Origin of the sequence: Nodosilinea sp. FACHB-141, from assembly GCF_014696135.1 — a bacterium.
Classification (GTDB): Bacteria; Cyanobacteriota; Cyanobacteriia; order Phormidesmidales; family Phormidesmidaceae; genus Nodosilinea.
Map to the genome: position 1 here is coordinate 193755 of NZ_JACJPP010000004.1, position 15808 is coordinate 209562.

10 protein-coding genes, 1 tRNA gene and 1 pseudogene are annotated in these 15808 nt (G+C 55.8%); 6 read left to right on the plus strand and 6 right to left on the minus strand.

Annotated features, from left to right (window positions below):
- The 3 genes from H6F59_RS02190 to H6F59_RS25920 all read right to left on the minus strand — a co-directional run bounded on the left by H6F59_RS02190 (position 1) and on the right by H6F59_RS25920 (position 3462).
- Positions 1–1239: a hybrid sensor histidine kinase/response regulator gene (locus H6F59_RS02190; RefSeq protein WP_190694775.1), complete on the minus strand. Its 1239-nt coding sequence runs from the start codon at positions 1237–1239 to the stop codon at positions 1–3.
- Positions 1240–1431: 192 nt separating this feature from the next.
- Positions 1432–2673, minus strand: a complete 1242-nt coding sequence (locus tag H6F59_RS02195) for an adenylate/guanylate cyclase domain-containing protein (RefSeq protein WP_190694776.1) — start codon at positions 2671–2673, stop codon at positions 1432–1434.
- Positions 2674–2928: 255 nt separating this feature from the next.
- Positions 2929–3462 carry a peptidoglycan-binding protein gene (locus tag H6F59_RS25920; protein WP_199325516.1) on the minus strand — a complete coding sequence of 178 codons (534 nt, stop codon included), beginning with the start codon at positions 3460–3462 and terminating at the stop codon, positions 2929–2931.
- Positions 3463–3826: 364 nt separating this feature from the next.
- Between H6F59_RS25920 and H6F59_RS02205 the strand changes: the two genes are divergently transcribed.
- On the plus strand, positions 3827–4486 hold the full coding sequence (locus tag H6F59_RS02205) for an RNA polymerase sigma factor (RefSeq protein WP_190515408.1): 660 nt from the start codon (positions 3827–3829) through the stop codon (positions 4484–4486).
- Positions 4487–4568: 82 nt separating this feature from the next.
- Entirely contained in the window at positions 4569–5291 is a 723-nt protein-coding gene (locus H6F59_RS02210) for a thioredoxin domain-containing protein (RefSeq protein WP_242021216.1), read from the plus strand.
- Between the two features lie 74 nt (positions 5292–5365).
- Here the strand turns inward: H6F59_RS02210 and H6F59_RS02215 are convergent, their stop codons facing one another.
- Entirely contained in the window at positions 5366–9112 is a 3747-nt protein-coding gene (locus H6F59_RS02215; protein WP_190694777.1) for an EAL domain-containing protein, read from the minus strand.
- A 950-nt stretch (positions 9113–10062) separates the two neighbouring features.
- Between H6F59_RS02215 and H6F59_RS02220 the strand changes: the two genes are divergently transcribed.
- Positions 10063–10542: a hypothetical protein gene (locus tag H6F59_RS02220; protein WP_242021217.1), complete on the plus strand. Its 480-nt coding sequence runs from the start codon at positions 10063–10065 to the stop codon at positions 10540–10542.
- Between the two features lie 316 nt (positions 10543–10858).
- On the opposite strand, the gene H6F59_RS02225 is transcribed toward H6F59_RS02220, so the two are convergent.
- Positions 10859–11902: an S-layer homology domain-containing protein gene (locus H6F59_RS02225; RefSeq protein ID WP_190694779.1), complete on the minus strand. Its 1044-nt coding sequence runs from the start codon at positions 11900–11902 to the stop codon at positions 10859–10861.
- Between the two features lie 428 nt (positions 11903–12330).
- Positions 12331–12403: transfer RNA gene (locus H6F59_RS02230), tRNA-Ala, on the minus strand.
- Positions 12404–12563: 160 nt separating this feature from the next.
- On the opposite strand from H6F59_RS02230, the gene H6F59_RS02235 reads away from it, so the two are divergent.
- The 3 genes and pseudogenes from H6F59_RS02235 (at position 12564) to H6F59_RS02245 (ending at position 15805) form a co-directional block, all read left to right on the plus strand.
- Positions 12564–13640 carry a RuBisCO accumulation factor 1 gene (locus tag H6F59_RS02235; protein ID WP_190694912.1) on the plus strand — a complete coding sequence of 359 codons (1077 nt, stop codon included), beginning with the start codon at positions 12564–12566 and terminating at the stop codon, positions 13638–13640.
- A 9-nt stretch (positions 13641–13649) separates the two neighbouring features.
- On the plus strand, positions 13650–13859 hold the full coding sequence (locus tag H6F59_RS02240) for a hypothetical protein (protein ID WP_190694781.1): 210 nt from the start codon (positions 13650–13652) through the stop codon (positions 13857–13859).
- Between the two features lie 217 nt (positions 13860–14076).
- Positions 14077–15805 (plus strand): annotated as a pseudogene (locus H6F59_RS02245) (potassium channel family protein).
- Positions 15806–15808 lie beyond the last annotated feature (3 nt).

The following is a 15808-nucleotide window of genomic DNA, read 5'->3' on the forward strand; positions in this document are numbered from 1 at the left end:
TTACCCTGCGCTTCCGAGCTGGGGCAAATAAAGTGTGAAGCAGCTGCCCTGGCCAGCTTCAGACTTGAGAGAAATGGTCCCGTTGTGAAGCTTTGCAATCCGCTGGGATAGGTGCAGGCCCAAACCATGGCCTGCCCGAGCATGGTTGCCCTGACGAAACCATTCAAAGACCGCAGACTGCTCGGCGGCGGGAATGCCGATGCCGGTATCGGTCACAGACAGCCAAACCCAGGGGCGATCGCGAGGGTAGCCAGTCGCCTCAACCTCAGGCGGCAGGTACGGCTCACTGCCTACCGTAACGCTGACTTGGCCAGCGTCAGTAAATTTAATAGCATTGCCGATCAGGTTGGTGATTACCCGGCGCAGCTCTAGGTGGTCGCCCTCGACGATAAAAGCATCGTCGTTCAACAGGCCGTTCCCGCGAGTAAACCCATCTGCAGTAGCAGCACCATTGACGGCAGCTGCGGAGACGGCGTGAGGAGTATCTACCCGGTCAGCCCGACACAGCATAGCCGTGAGCGATTTCTCGGCGGCTATCGGGGCCAACTCAGTCACTACGGTTTCAGCCAGGGTGAAGAGATTGACGGGCGACAGGGTCAGCGCCTTGTGCCCAGCCTCATGGCGATACACCTCCAGCAGCGTGTTGACCATACTGAGCAGGTGGCGGTTGCTGTCGATAATGGTAGCGATCGCCTCTTTACCGTCGTCGGGCATGGGGCCAAAGGCGTCGCCCTGGCACAGCTTAAGCATGCGGTTGGCGGCCACCAAAGGCGTGCGCAGGTCGTGGGTAAGGCGGGCCACAAAGTCATCCCGCTGGCGAATCATGTTGGCCTGGGCATCCATGCTGCGCTTGAGGCGAAGCAGCGATCGCACCCTAGCTCGCAGCTCATTGACATCCACCGGCTTGCGGATGAAATCATCTGCCCCAGCATCAAGTCCCTGCACCAGGCTCGACTGATCGTGGGCCGTGATCAGCAAAATTGGAATATAGGGTAGGGACGTATCGTCGCGAATCTTTTGAGTCACCGCATAGCCATCTAGGCCAGGCATCATGACATCGAGCAAAATTAGGTCGGGGGGAGGCACCTGCCGTACCACATCCAAAGCCGCCTGACCGCTCTCCACACAGGTCATGCGGTAGTCAGGATCATCCAGAATCGACTCGATCAGGAACAAGTTGTCTGGAGAATCGTCTACAGCCAGGATAGCGAAGGAATCATCGGGGAAATCCGGAGGCATTACGGGTTCAACACTGTTGGCGGGGCACTTATTATAAGGTTGCTGCGGAGGTTGCTGCGGCGTTCTGCAAAGCGTCACCAGGACAGTAACAATACCTAATACTCTGCTCTTCAAGTTGCCACAGTATTATGCCAGCAACCTCTATCTGAGGGTATACGCTTTTCTGTTGGAGCGGCTGTTCAAGCAAGGCTCCTAAGCGAGGGTAAACAGCTCCAGCTCTTGGGCCCGACCGCGAATGGGGTGTACCCCCACAGACTGCAAAGGCCAGGCGCCAGCCCGCTGTTGAGTGGCAGCGCTCACCAACACCCCATGCCCCAAAGTTTTCGTTAAAGCTTCGAGCCGGGCGGCCACGTTGACCGTATCACCAATCACCGTAAACTCAAGGCGACCACTGGGGCCTAAGCAGCCCGCGACTACGGGGCCAGAGTGCACTCCGACACCCATGGCTAGGGGCGAAATTTGCGTTACCTCCCGCACCATGGCGGAGGCGGCGGTGAGGGCGCTGCGGGCGTGGTTCTCCAACGGGTCGGGAGCACCAAAAACCGCCAGCATGCCGTCGCCCATAAACTTATCTACCCAGCCCCCGTGGTGCTCCACAATAGTGGCCAATAACCCCTGATAGCGATTGAGAAAATCGAAAGCCGTCTGGGGTTCTAGGGCTTCAGCAAAGTGGGTAAACTCGCGCAGATCGGTCACCACCACCGTAACATCGCGCTTTTGGGATTGTTGAAGCAGCTCCAAGGGCGCCTCAAAGGCGGCTTCGACAATGGTTTTGGGCAAAAACTGCGCCATCAGCAGGCGGCCCGACTCGTTTTTGACGTGGCGGCGCACAATGACCGCCATGCGCATGCCTAAATAGCCAGTGCCGAATACCGTAATGCCCGCAAACAGGGCAAGGGCCAGGTTGAGCTTAAACAGCACCGCCGCATAGCCAAAGTTAACCAGAGCCAGCAAGGAGGTGAGCAGTGCAGCGCGGCGACTCAGACGCAGCCCTCCCGACACCGCCACCAGGCTGCAAAAGGCCACCACGTTGGTCAAAATCAGCGGTTGGGTAGCCCCTAGCACCCGCCAAATATTGGTAATGAAAGCCCACAGCAGCAGATTGTCGAAGATGGGAATGATCACCTGCCAGCGGCGCAGGGCCTCCATCGACAAGCCCTGGCGCAAAATGACCACCAGCCCCAGGGCAAACAGGTTGGCGCAAAGGCTAATGATCAGCACCGTAGGCGGTACGTGGTCTTTGCCCAACAGCACCTGAGGAAACAAAAACACGGCCACGTCGAGCAGCAGGGAGATCAGCAGCACCCCCATGCGCACGTAGGACAGCTGGAGTTCGTTGCGGTGAGCCTCTCGGGATACTACCTGGTCGAGGACGGCCTGGATGCTGAGGCGACGGGAGAGAGCAGTTGCGCCCGAAGGGGTTTGGAAGGTCATCTCCGCTGGTAGTTGAGGGGGAACACAGAAGCGATGTCCCTGATGAGGCAGACGGCGATGGTCAAGGACCGGCCCCCTAAGGCCATCGCGCCGCAACCTAACGGCTTAGTTCATTAAAGCACGGCCCTTTCCATGGTTCTGGGCTTGTAAGCGAAGGTTAACCCTAGAAAGGTTGCTCTGGTTTCAGAACGACCTCAAGCTGCCCTAACCATGCCCGCTTCGGCATGGCCCGCGATTGCCCCCAGCATCTCGGTCCTATAGATATCCCAGGGGAAGCCCGTCGGGGTATGCCGTCTTGAAGGATTCTATGGCGCGCTGGGTGGTAGGCCCCATGATGCCGTCGATCGCACCGCTGTAGACCCCCACCCGCTTGAGGTAGGCCTGAAGGGCTTTGGTCCTGTGCTGTAAATCATTCCATAATGTATCGACCCAGTTTTGCCCCAAAATGCGCTGGAGCCGATGCTGCTGCTGTCGCAGCACGTCGGCGGGCATGAGGTTGAGCTGTTCGCCCACCCAGCCATCGGCCTCGTCGAGCCAAAAGCTGAGCAGAGGATCATCGACGGCCTGGTCTAAGATAGCGCTCAAGCGAGCCTCGTCAGCGGCAGACAGCCGGGGCTGAAGGGCCAGGGTGCAGTAGTCAGCCAGCGTCTGGCGGTGCTGCTCTAGCCCCCGCCCAAGCGCGTCAATTGGGGCATGGTCTCGGGCAGTGAGTAGATCGACTACGGTGGAGCCGGAAGCCCCTGCCATAGAAGGATCGCCTAGGGGTGCCGTCGCGTGTTCCGTGTTCATGACTCCTCGCGTGCCTCCGGAGGGAAAGCAAAATAGACAACCGAGATTGGCTAACCGCCCGCTGCTGTGATGCCGCTGCGATCGCAGCGGCATTACAGGCTTACATCAGCCAGCTGCCAAGCAGTCAAAACCCAGGCAAAGCTCCAAACTAACCCGGTTGAAGCCGAAGCCGACAGGGTTTGGAGATTGCCGCACTAGTGTATTAGTGACTTCAGGCTGACGTTTGTGACAGGCCAAGCCAGACTTTTTTGCCAGAATTCTCTAGAAGTTTTTGAGCGCTAGTTTCCGCAATTTGAAATGTCACAGTGGAGCCATCTACATCACTTAGAAAGTGAGTGATGCTGCACCTAAGGCCCTAGGGAATATGAGCCAACCTGACGACACCAGTGGTTTTAATGAGTTCCGCCCACCCGCCGATGCTCCAGCCCAAGATGTGTTCGATCAAGCGCTGAGTGAGATTCTCAGCAAAGACAACACCCATGCTCACACCCTGCTCAGTGTCATTCAAAGAACTCTCAAGCAGTACCATCTAGACGCCCAGTTTGAGGCCCACGAGATTCTCCATGAGGCCTATCTGCGGGGCAAAAAGAAGCTCCAGACCGGAGAAGTGATCCGCAACCCCTATGCTTGGCTCAAGGCTACGGCCGTTCACGTAGTCTACGAACGCAAGCGCCAGCATCGCACCAGCGCCACCGACCCCCAGGTGATGGAGGCGATCTTGCCTGACTATCGCCTCAACCTGATGCAGCAGCAGATGCTGCTCGAAGAGCTAGACCTGCTCTATCAGGCCTTGCACCTGCTCTACCAAGAAGACCCCACCGCCACCTGCCTGCTCTATCTACGCACCGTGCGCGGCTGGTCTTGGGATCAAATTTGCCAGTGGCTAGTCGCTGAGGGACAGCCGCTGGCCAGTGAAGTCGCGCTGCGCCAGCGGGCTTCTCGGGCGAAGCGCCGCCTGCAAAACATCGTCTGGCGACGCATCGATCAAGGCGCTCCACCCACTGGGCCAATGTCCTACCGATGAGCAACGTTTGCTGAGAAAAAGCTGGCTAGGCTACCCCCAGAACGGCATGATGGGGATAGCCCTAGCACCGAAAAGGAAGCCCATGGATAAGGTCTTGGCGCGGCTGCGCGAATCCAAACTGCTGCTGTGGGGCATTGTTGTCGCTCTGCTGGTGGGAGTAGCGATTCCAATGCTGATTTTCTTACCCCGACGCAATCAGGCCAGCCCGCCCCCTAACCCCGAGGCTCACCAGGAAATTGTCACTGAGGTAATCACCTCGACCGGTCGCGCCAGTTTAATCGGCTCCTCGCCCACCAAGGGCAACCCCAACGCGCCGATTGTGCTGTTTAAGTTCTCCGACTTTGAGTGCCCCTACTGTGCTGTGGCGGCGGGCAATATGAATGAGTTTGTGGGGAAGCACGAAGCCGATATTCTCTACGTCTATAAACATTTTCCCCTCACCCAAATTCACCCTGAGGCAATGCCGTCGGCAAAGGCGGCCTGGGCAGCGGGGCAGCAGGGGCAGTTTTGGCTTTACCACGACGGTCTGTTTGTCAACCAAAATCGCCTCGGCGAAGACCTCTATGTTGAACTGGCCGAGGCCATGCAGCTCGATCTGGAGCAGTTCAACCGCGATCGCGCCAGTGCCGAGGCCGAAGCCGCCATTCAGCAAGATCTGGCCCTAGCCCAGCAGCTTCAGCTCCAGGGTACGCCCTCCTTCATCATGAATGACCTGCTGATTCCGGGCGGCGCGCCCCCTGAGCTGTTTGAGAAAATCTTTAACCAAATCAATGCGGCCATTAAAAGCCAGAGCGAGCCTCAGTAGGCTGCTAAGCAAAGGTGATAGGTGGTGGGGTTCAAGGTTTAAGGTCTGCCCTGAACCCTACACCCTAAACCCTTCTACCCCTGGGCTTGGGCCGCCTGAACCTCAGTTAGCTCAGCCACGAGGGTTTCCGCTACTGCCGACGTAACCGGGGCATTAAACAAGTATCCCTGGCCCAGCTGGCAGCCCAGCGATTTGAGCTGCTGGAGCTGTTCTGGGGTTTCAATGCCTTCGGCAATGGTAGTTAGGCCGAGCTGCTGAGACAGATTAATAATCGTTCTCGCCATGCTGAGGTTGCGATGACTCTCAGACAGGTTGTTGACAAACGACCGATCGATTTTGAGGTTGTTGACCGAGAGCCGGTGCAAATAGCTGAGGGAAGAGAACCCGGTACCAAAGTCGTCAATGCTGATCTGGATATCCCGCTGGTTGAGCTGCTGTAGCCGCTGGTTGATGACTTCGATATCTTCCATAAACATGCTCTCGGTAATTTCGAGGGCGAGGCAATGCCCCGGCAACCCGGTTTCAGCTAAAACCTGTTCCACTAGAGCCACCAGGTTGGACTCTTTGAGTTGAACCACTGAGAGGTTGACGCTCATTTTGAGCGCTGCTGACGCAGGAAACTGCGCCTGCCAGGTGGCCAACTGCTGACAGGCGGTTTTTAACACCCAGGTGCCAAGGGGCACTATGAGCCCCGTATCTTCAGCAATGGGAATGAAATCGACGGGGGAGATCATGCCCTGGACCGGATGTTGCCAGCGGACTAGAGCCTCAAAGCCAACTAGACTGCCAGTGGCCAAATCGACAATGGGCTGGTAGCGCAGGGTCAACTCCTGCTGAGCAATAGCCAGACGCAGGGCATTTTCCAGCTCTAGGCGCTGCAACGCCTTCTGGTGCATGGTTTGGTTGAAAATCGTATAGCCTAGCTGGCCCGTTTGCTTGGCTGAGTACATGGCAATTTCGGCATCGCGCAAAATATTGATGCCTTCGCTATAGCTGCGATCGCCCAGCACAATGCCAATGCTGGCTCCGATGACGACATCTTGGCTAGCCAGAGGTATAGCCGTTTGAAAACTGCCTAATACCCGCTCGGCGGTGCGCACCGCCGCCGCCAAGTTGTCGATGTCTTCGATCAGCAGCACAAATTCGTCGCCGCCCAGGCGGGCCGCCAGATCAACACCGCCAATGGCAGCCTGAAGTCGTTTGGCAATCAGCTGTAGCAGGCGATCGCCCACCTGGTGTCCCAGACTATCGTTAATCACCTTGAAGCGATCGAGATCAATTAGCAGCACCGCAAACTGGGCGTCATCGTGTTGATGAATCCGCTTGATCGCCAGGTTTAACCGCTCAAGCAGCAGACTGCGATTGGGCAACCCGGTTAGGCTGTCATGGGTGGCGTCGTGCTCCATCTGCTCAAGCATGCGCACTTGATCGGTTACATCTCGCGAGCTGGTTTGCAGATAGGTGGGCACTCCCTCGTCTGAGCAAATCACCTTGATCAGAGTTTCAAGCCAGATGTAGCGCCTGTTTTTGCATCGCACCCGATAGGTGATTGGGCCCGCAGAGGGATCGTGAAGTGCCTGCTGAAACTGAGGCTGCATCAGGGGGCGGTCTTCTGGATGGCACTGGCGGTAGGGATCGCTGCCCACCAATTCTTCGGGCTCAAAACCCAGCAGCGCGGTGCAAGAGGGGCTCAGGTAGAGAAACTTACCCGACAGATCGTGTAGACAGACCAAGTCTTTAACATTCTCAGCCAGCAGTCGAAAGCGGGCCTCACTCTGTTGTAAGGCCGCTTCAGCCTGCTGACGCTCTAGCTCAGCAGCAGCCCGGTTGGCAAAAATTTGCAGAATGGTGGCGTAGTCAATGCGATCGCGCAGGGGCCGTTTACTCATCACGCAGAGCAGACCCAGGACATCGCCCCCGGCGCTAGTCATCGTTACCCCTACGTAGCCCTTTAGCTTCAAACGCTGCAGAAAGGGGTTGGTGGAGAACGACTCGGCAACCTGGTCAACGCAGCGATGAAACCCTTGATTTAGCACCAGGGCACAGGGCATCTCCGTAGCCGCGATCGTGATATTGGGCTGTAACTCTCCCTCACACCAAAAGGCTAGGGTGTGCATCCCGTCGGTTTGGCGTTCTGCTACATAGACGCAGTCGGCATCTAGGGCCGAGGCTAAATGCCTCACCAGCTGTTGAAAAAACGCCTCCCCAGTGACAGCTGCCGTGCCAGCCATTAGCTGTTGCAAGGCGTCGGTAGCTTGCTTAATCTCTGTAATATCGCGCTCAATGACCACGTAGCGGTAAACTTCGCCCTGCTCATCTCGAATCGGGAACGAGCGATTCCAAATCCAGCGGGTGTGGCCGTCAGCGCCAATGAACCGATATTCATCATTGAAGAAGTCTTTGCCCTGCAGCTCGTCTGCAAATTTCTCAGAAACCCAAGGGCGATCGTCAGGATGAACATACTGGAGCCAGGCCCCAGGGGAAGAGTTGTCGGCCACGACATCTTGGTAGAGATCCGCAAACCGATTATTAGAGTAAATCAGCTTGCCAGTGCTAACCTCTCGCAGCAGCAACGAATCTTCGATGCCATCGACAATCTGCCGCAGCTGCTCGTGGCCCCGCTTCAGCGATCGCCCCATCAGCCTTTTGGCCTGAAGCTGCTGCCTGAGCTGCGAGTTGCTCGTGCGCAACGCCGTTTCCTGGGCGAACAAGTTAGCAATCAGCTGGGTAAATGCCTCCGTTAGCCGAGAGACCTCATTGCGGCCCTTGATCCGAGGCAGCAGCACATCGCGGTTGCCGTCACGAATTTGGTCGGCGGCGGCGGCAATTTGCAGCAGGGGCTTGGTGATGCGGTAGGCCGCGAGCCAACCCACAACCACAAACCCACTGCCGAGGCTCAGCCCGCCCAGCAAGATTTTCCAAAACAGGGCGCGGGCTGGGCTAAAAGCTGTAGACACCGGCTCGTGCACTAAAATCGTCCAGCCCAAGCCGGGGTAGCTGCTATGCCCTTGGCTGCTAAAAAACCCTACCAAGTAGTGTTCACCATCGGGCCAGCGCTCCACAGTAAAACCCTTTGACTCGGTCTGAGCCAGACGCAAGCTGTTTAAGTTCAGCTGCTGCCCCTGCCAAGCCTCAGGGCCAAGAATAACCTTGCCTGCAGCATCAACAATAAAAACAGCTTGATTGCTGGCAGCAGGATCCTGCATCAGCGAGGTTGCTACCTCTTCTACCCATTCCCAGGTGATGTGAGCGCCCAAAACACCTTGCAGTTCTCCGCGATCGCTATACACAGGAGCGGCCACATCTAGCAGACGCAGAGGGGCTCCATCGGCCTTGGGCGGCAAAAGCTTACTCAGCAACTTGGCATCGTGCACATCTCCCACGAAGGGTTCATTTTTGGCTGCAATAAACCAGTCTCGCTCAGCTACGCTCACCCCCTCCAGCAAATCCTGGGTGCTGACTTGAACGACACCTTGGGTGTCGGCAAAGCCAATCCAGGTGTAGTCAGGGTAGGTGCTCTGGAGACGTTCAAGTAAGGATTGCCGCTCAACCATAGCCTGGGAAAACGTTCCTACCAGCTTGAACTCGGCAATAATTTGAATCTCACGGTAGCGTTCAAACAGACTCCGGTCTAATTCTTCTGTAAGCTGGCCCGCCATCAGCTCCAGCCTGTAGCCCATGTCGCGCTCGATCTGATCCTCTGCCTGTCTACCGGCCACACCGCCTAAAACAGCCGACAACAAAAGCGTGATGCCGCTAAAGGCAACTCCCAAACGGATACCTAGGCTGGTGTTGACCCAGGACGGAAAAAATCGCTGCATAAGCTCAAATTTGAGGGAGCTAGAAACTTTAAGGGGTCATACAGCTTGAATGTTGCTGTATATCAGTACATGGACAAGGCAGATGGAGCTGCATAGGTGTGTACAACTACGACTAAATAGTCAGAGCACTATGGGTGAATCTAACTATGTTGTGGTGGTAGAGTTTGCCACAGAAAGATAACGAAGAGATATGTCTGCTGTGCCCTCAAAGCTTGAGATCTAACTGACAGGAGACATCTACTTCGTGGCTGATATCCTAGAAAATACCTACGTGGGTATCTGAAACGAGTTGTGAAATTTTAGTTTTCAAGGATTTTGATCCGTATTTTTAGTGGTTAAAAACACAACACTGCGTTTTTTGAGTATGCCCACTTCACTGATTTTTCATCCCGTGACGAAACCCTGCAATCTTTAAGTCAATCTAAAGGCAAGCACCTATAGATAGTCTGCCTTTTAACAGCCGATTTTGGCCTTACTTCAAAGCAACGAAACCCGTGATTAACCGATTAGAACTATATAGATCTATCTATATATAAAACTGTGTGAGCGGCGAGCTGGGTTATCGGCGCTCCAGTTGCCCAGGAAGACTATGCCAGTTGAGTGTGCCAGTTTAGCTGTCTGCCTCCCCTACCTTCTCAATTGGAACAAGCAGGTCAAAGGCTTGGTCGCACATTTTTGCTGGTTCTAAAGCTGCAAACGTCTGTGGATACTGGGTTTTGCTAATTTATGCTGTCTCCTCGACTGTTGGGCCACTGTCACCCACTACACAAAGTGTCATGGCCTCGCTAAGGGATACACAGGCCGTAGCGCTACAACAGTGTCATGGCGAAAGCGAAGACAACTGCTTCCCCGCCAGACCCATCCCGACCTAATGGCATTGCTCAAACCGTTTCGGGTGGGCTTCTAACAAAGACAGTCAACAACACACAGTTTGCATTTGGAGAATGATCATGAAAACCCGCTCTATCGCTGCGATCGCCTTGGGTCTTACCGCTGCTTCTATGGCTGCCCTTCCCATGGCTGCTAACGCCCAAGACGCCAGCACTGACCTCAACTACATCGGCGCAGGCGTCGGCATCAGTGACGACATTGGCCTCTCGATCAACAGCAAGGTTACCGTAGCCGACAACATCTCAGTGCGCCCCGGCGTCATTAGCGACCTCGACTTCAATGGCGACGATGGCGAAACCGTCTTCCTGCTGCCCGTGACCTACGACTTCAACGCCATCACCGACAACGGTCGTATACTACCCTACGTTGGCGCTGGCCTGTCGGTCTCTACCGAAGGCTCTACAGAGGTCGGCCCTATGCTTACCGGTGGGGTTGACTACCGCATCACCGAGCGCATCGTAGCCAATGGTGGTGTCAACGTATCGTTCTATGACAACACCCAAGTCAATGGCTCTGTCGGCTTAGGCTACGCGTTCTAGGTTCCTGGACCTCCTGCTCTGAACCAGTAAACTAGCAAAAAAGAGATCGGTGGAAGTTCCACCGATCTCTTTTCTTTTGATTGAGTTGCAGCGCTGAGTTGCGAATGTCGTCATTAGTCAAATTGACCAAGCCACTGTAGGTCAGCCCCGTACTGCGGCCAATTTAAACGCTCATCTCAGAGCCTTACTCGGCCGATTCAAACTTTCATTGGTGTAGTGCAGCGAGCGCCCTACCTCTACTTGCCAGATTTGCTTAGCTCCTAGAGGTTATTGCCAGACTGACTTTACCCACGATCGCCCCCTAGAATCCTCAACCTTACTGGCCAGACTGAGATGGATTCACGATGTAATTGGCTGCTGGGTTATCAGCTAGTGGAGCCAACCTGCCTTGGTGAACCAGAGCCTGATGAATAAACGCTGCAATTTCAGCACGGGTAGCCGGCCGATCAGGGTTGAGTAGTTGGCGGTCGGGATAGTTAACCACTAAGCCTGCCTGAGTTGCAGTGGCGATCGGATCTACTGCATAGACCGGAATTTTTTGGGCATCGGTATAGTAGTTGCTCACGACCTCTGAAGGCAGAGCCTCAAACTCAGGATTGTCTCCTGCTGCACGATCGGTGCGATTTGGAGTTTCAGCTGTATTTGCCGGAGCCGACGAATTAGGAGCAGCGGCAGTGTTGGCAGAATCTGGGGTTTGAGCAGGGCGATTAGCCGCAGGGGGAACGTTTCTAGCTCTAGCGGGAGCCACAAGGGGCTGCATCAAAGTTGTTAGCGCCATCGGCATGAGAAAGGTGTTTCTGCGGGGTCGCTGGGTGGCACGGGAGGATTGGTTTGCTGCTGTTGATTTGGCGGCTTGATTATTGGTAGCTGCTTGATCGGTCGCAGATTGCTCTGAAGCGGTTGAATTATTGACTGCGGGAGTCGCGGCACCTGAAGCATTCAGGTTGGGCGGAGCTTCCAGGTTGAGGTTTTGAGATAGGGAGACTAGGGCTTCGGTTCTTGAAATGTCTCGATCAGGTGCAAACAAGCCACCAGGGTAGCCAGACATAAAGCCGGATTCGTGAGCTTCTTCAATGGCATCTTTAGCCCAATGATCGTCTGGAACATCGTTATAAACGCTGCCATCGGCGATCGGGTCTTCTTGGACTTGATTAAAGCTTTGGCTGAGGATGGCAGCAAACTCGTCACGCCGCACTGGCTGATCGGGTCTAAACGTCCCATCTGGATAGCCTTTGAGCAAATTTTGAGCGGTCAGACTTTGAATAAAAGGCTGTGCCCAATGCCCTTCAGTATCTGGTAAATAGCCGGCTTGTCCGCTAGTCTGCTCGGGAGATGCGATCGCTGACGTGGGTTGCAGCATCAGTAAAGGGACAAACGTGCCGATTGAGAGTCCTAGAACTGCAACTGTTGCACCTGCAATGGTCCAATGAGAGCGATTCAGCATTTGTCTTTTCCCTGGGATGTGGCGGATTTCTTGGTATTCAGACTATGAAATTCTTAAGCTGAACCTGTCTATCTTTAGGCCGGTACACCAGGTATAGGTTGAGTAAGCTAGTACTGTGAGAATCTAAAGAGCCCGTCTCTATCGGAATTCTCAAGCCTGGCTTGTTAGCAAATCATTATCCTGAGCCAGTTCCATCATTGCCCCTTTGGCTTAGAAACTGCTTCGCCAAATGTAATGCAGGGCTCTTGGCGACCTCAATTGAGACACGGCCTCTAGGGTCACCTACGGGCAAAGCTCGACTCTGTAAGTTGGTAACGTTGTGGATGGACTGAGGATCGGAAATATGGAGCTAAGCGGATTCGAACCGCTGACCCCTTGCATGCCATGCAAGTGCTCTACCAACTGAGCTATAGCCCCTCATGCGCCAACTTCTTCGCTGAGCGCATCAACAATAGTGACTTAAGGGGGGTACCGTCGTCAACCCCAAATTTTCTCTGAGTTTTATCCGATGGTAGCGATGAAGGGCAACCATCCGCGATAGAGTCAGGGAGATTATAGTGTTCACGTGGCAATGGCAATGGTTTATCCTGGTTCTTCGTCTCCCCCCGATGCCGATGCGGTGCAGGATGTTCTGCTGCGGCTACGGCGCAAAGAGGGCACCTGGGTCAACTGGGCCCAAGGCTGCCAAGAGCTGCAAAAGGCGCGATTCACCCCCCAGCAAATTTTTGAAGAGACCGGCTTTGAGCCCATCCACCAAAACCAGATCATGGTGGCGGAGCAGGTCTATCAGTCCATTCTCAAGGTGGGGGTGGCGGAGGCGACCGTAGCCCACTTTACCGAACGGGGCAGCGATGCGCTCTACGAACTGCGGGTGCTCTCCCAGGGCGATCGCGCCGCCACTGCCGATTTTATCTTCCAGCACGGCATCGACTCTGAGGAGGTGCGCGATCTGGTGAAGCCGATCAAAGAATATGCCTACCGCAAAGACAAACCCGAGGGCTTTGCCGATGGGCCGGGAGATGCGATCGCCTACCATTTCTGGAAGCTGGCCCGTCAAAAAGACGATCTGCAAGACCGATCGCGCCTGATTGCCCAAGGTCTGCGCTTTGCCCAAAGCCCCACCGCCCGCCAGCACATCGAGAAGCTGCTGACCGACTTCACGGTAGTTAAAGATCGCCCCGCCCCCCGGCTGCCCGTCTACCGCCTCGAAACCGAGAGCGAGCTACCGCGCATGATCCCCGTGGTGGGGCAGATGCCGCTGACGGTGGATGACCTCAAAGCCGTGCCCGTGGTGGTGGCGGAAGAGCCCTTCAGCATGGTCAGCGCCAACGGGGCCAGCGCCTGGATTGCGGTACCCGGCTGGCAGGTGATCTTTCGAGCCGAAGACCCGGTGGGAATTCTCACCCAGTCCCGGCTGTTGCCCAACTACCCTAGCGATGGTGCCGATGAGACGGTGCTGGTGGTGGTCGATCGCAGCGATCGCACCTGGGACGATGATGGCTACTTTCTCACCACCGATGGCGATCAGCTCGCCCTATCTTGGTCACCGAGCCCGATAGAAACCCCCGTCTTAGGCAAAATGATTCTCATTCTGCGGCCGAAGCGCATTTTGGATGAGAACTACAACCGCGAACTCTGGCAGCTAGACGAATAGGAGACAACCATGGGCCTCGAACGACGCTTATCTCGCACCATGTTCTTAAATACCGAGATCGTGGAGCTACGGCAGATGTGCTTCACCCCCGGTCGCGTGTTTGAACCGGGCAAATATATCGCCGGCGACCTGCCCGATACGGCTTTTGAGATGGGTCTGGTAGACAAACTGCCGCCGGTACGGGGGAAGAGTGAGAAGATTGGGGACGGGCTGGAGTGATGGGGAAGGTGAGGGTGATGGGGTAGAAAGTTTTAAGTACACAGTTTTGAGTTTTGAGTGAATAGTTGAAGGCATAAATTCAACGCTCAAAACTCGAAATTCAAAATTTTCCTCACTCACTCGCTCTCGTCCAAACTTTTGAGACAACGTGCCCCAGACTACAGCGGCTACCGCCTTCAGCCTCGACAACAGATCGTAGTATCTGTGGTTGATGGCCATGGTCGTGACATCCTTAACGCCTCAGGAATTGCCACCGCTGCCACGGTCCCAGATTATTGTCTGCGGTCTGGGGCGCACGGGGTTGCGGATTTTTAGGCTGCTGCGGCAGCAGGGGGCGCAGGTGGTGGGCATTAGTTACCATCCCCTGCCAGAGGTGGTGGGCGAGATTGTGGTGGGGGAGCTGCGATCGCCCACCACCCTCACCCAAGCCGGCATTCACCAAGCCCACACCCTGGTGCTGGCCACCTCCGACGACGCCCTGAATTTGGCAATTCTGACCCAGGCGCGTATTCTTAACCCCAGCATTCACATCATCAACCGGCTGTTCAACATCAGCCTGGGGGAGCGGCTCGACCACACCCTGCCCCACCACATCAGTTTCAGTTCGGCGGCGCTGGCGGCACCGCTATTTGCCTTTGCGGCACGGGGCAACCGGGCGATCGGGCAGCTGCGCCTGTTTGACCTTACCTGGCCAATGTACGAGGAGGTGATCGACGCCACTCACCCCTGGCACGGCAAGCCGCTGAAAACCCTCTGGGACAATCGATCTCAGCTCTTGATTCACTACCACTCGGCCCACCACCCGATCGAGCTGGTGACAGCGGTAGTGACGGGGGAGGTGTTGCAAGTGGGCGATCGCATCGTGGTGGCCACCCAGCCCCAGCAGCCTACCCTCAAGGCCCGCCACATACCTCAGTTTTGGCAGCGACTGCTGGTCACCCTCGACCACGGCCGCCGCCGCGCCCGCGCCACGCTGCTGGTGATTTTGGCCCTGCTGATTACCATTGGTTTAGCTACGTTCACATATCTTTGGCACGACCTTAACACCAGCTGGGTCTACACCCTGTACTTCTCGGTAGGCATGATTACCGGAGCCGGGGGCCAAGAACAGGTGGCAAAAAACTCCTCAGCCAGCATCAAAGTTTTCACCGCTGCGATGATGTTGGTGGGGGCGGGGGTGATCGGCATCTGTTACGCCCTGCTCAACGACTTTATTTTGGGCTCCCACTTTCAAAGCCTGTGGAGCGTTGCCCGCATGCCCCGGCAGCACCACTACATCATTTGCGGTCTGGGGGGCGTGGGCTATCGCACAGCCATTCACCTGCACAAAGCCGGCTATCGGGTAGCCGTAATCGAGCAAGATGCCCACAACCGCTTTTTGTTCTCGGTTAAGGCGCTCAAAATTCCGGTCATCATCGCCGATGCCAACCTGACCTCCACTCTAGAAACCGTGAACTTGGCCTCGGCCCAGGCCTTGCTAGTCGTGACCAGCGACGACACAGTGAATTTAGAAATTGCCCTGACGGCCCGCAGCATTAGCCCCCAGGTGCCCAGCGTCGTGCGCATCTTCGATGCCGAGTTTGCTCAGCAGGTGCAGCAGGTGTTTAAGTTTGACCAGGTACTCAGCCCGATGGATTTGGCTGCGCCCACTTTTGCTGCTGCGGCCCTCGGAGGCAGAATTCTCGGCAACGGCATGTCTGGGGATCTGCTATGGGTGGCGATCGCAACGCTGATCACCCCTCACCATCCCTTCTACAACCAATCCATCCAGACCATAGCGCAGACAGCGCAGCTATATTGAGTCAGCCCATCGCACGCTCCACGGCTACAGCCTGCTCAACGTGACCTTGACCGACGGCGACGTGCTCTACCTGACCATGCCTGCCAATCGACTGGACTGCCTCCAATACACTCCTACCGCAGTTACAGAGGAGATGAGAGGGTGAAAT

Coding starts and splice junctions, on each gene's coding strand:
- H6F59_RS25920 (WP_199325516.1), bottom strand. CDS start 3,462: ATGAACACGGAACACGCGACGGCACCCCTAGGCGATCCTTCTATGGCA.
- H6F59_RS02215 (WP_190694777.1), bottom strand. CDS start 9,112: ATGCAGCGATTTTTTCCGTCCTGGGTCAACACCAGCCTAGGTATCCGT.
- H6F59_RS02195 (WP_190694776.1), bottom strand. CDS start 2,673: ATGACCTTCCAAACCCCTTCGGGCGCAACTGCTCTCTCCCGTCGCCTC.
- H6F59_RS02225 (WP_190694779.1), bottom strand. CDS start 11,902: ATGCTGCAACCCACGTCAGCGATCGCATCTCCCGAGCAGACTAGCGGA.
- H6F59_RS02210 (WP_242021216.1), top strand. CDS start 4,569: ATGGATAAGGTCTTGGCGCGGCTGCGCGAATCCAAACTGCTGCTGTGG.
- H6F59_RS02190 (WP_190694775.1), bottom strand. CDS start 1,239: ATGCCTCCGGATTTCCCCGATGATTCCTTCGCTATCCTGGCTGTAGAC.
- H6F59_RS02220 (WP_242021217.1), top strand. CDS start 10,063: ATGAAAACCCGCTCTATCGCTGCGATCGCCTTGGGTCTTACCGCTGCT.
- H6F59_RS02235 (WP_190694912.1), top strand. CDS start 12,564: ATGGTTTATCCTGGTTCTTCGTCTCCCCCCGATGCCGATGCGGTGCAG.
- H6F59_RS02240 (WP_190694781.1), top strand. CDS start 13,650: ATGGGCCTCGAACGACGCTTATCTCGCACCATGTTCTTAAATACCGAG.
- H6F59_RS02205 (WP_190515408.1), top strand. CDS start 3,827: ATGAGCCAACCTGACGACACCAGTGGTTTTAATGAGTTCCGCCCACCC.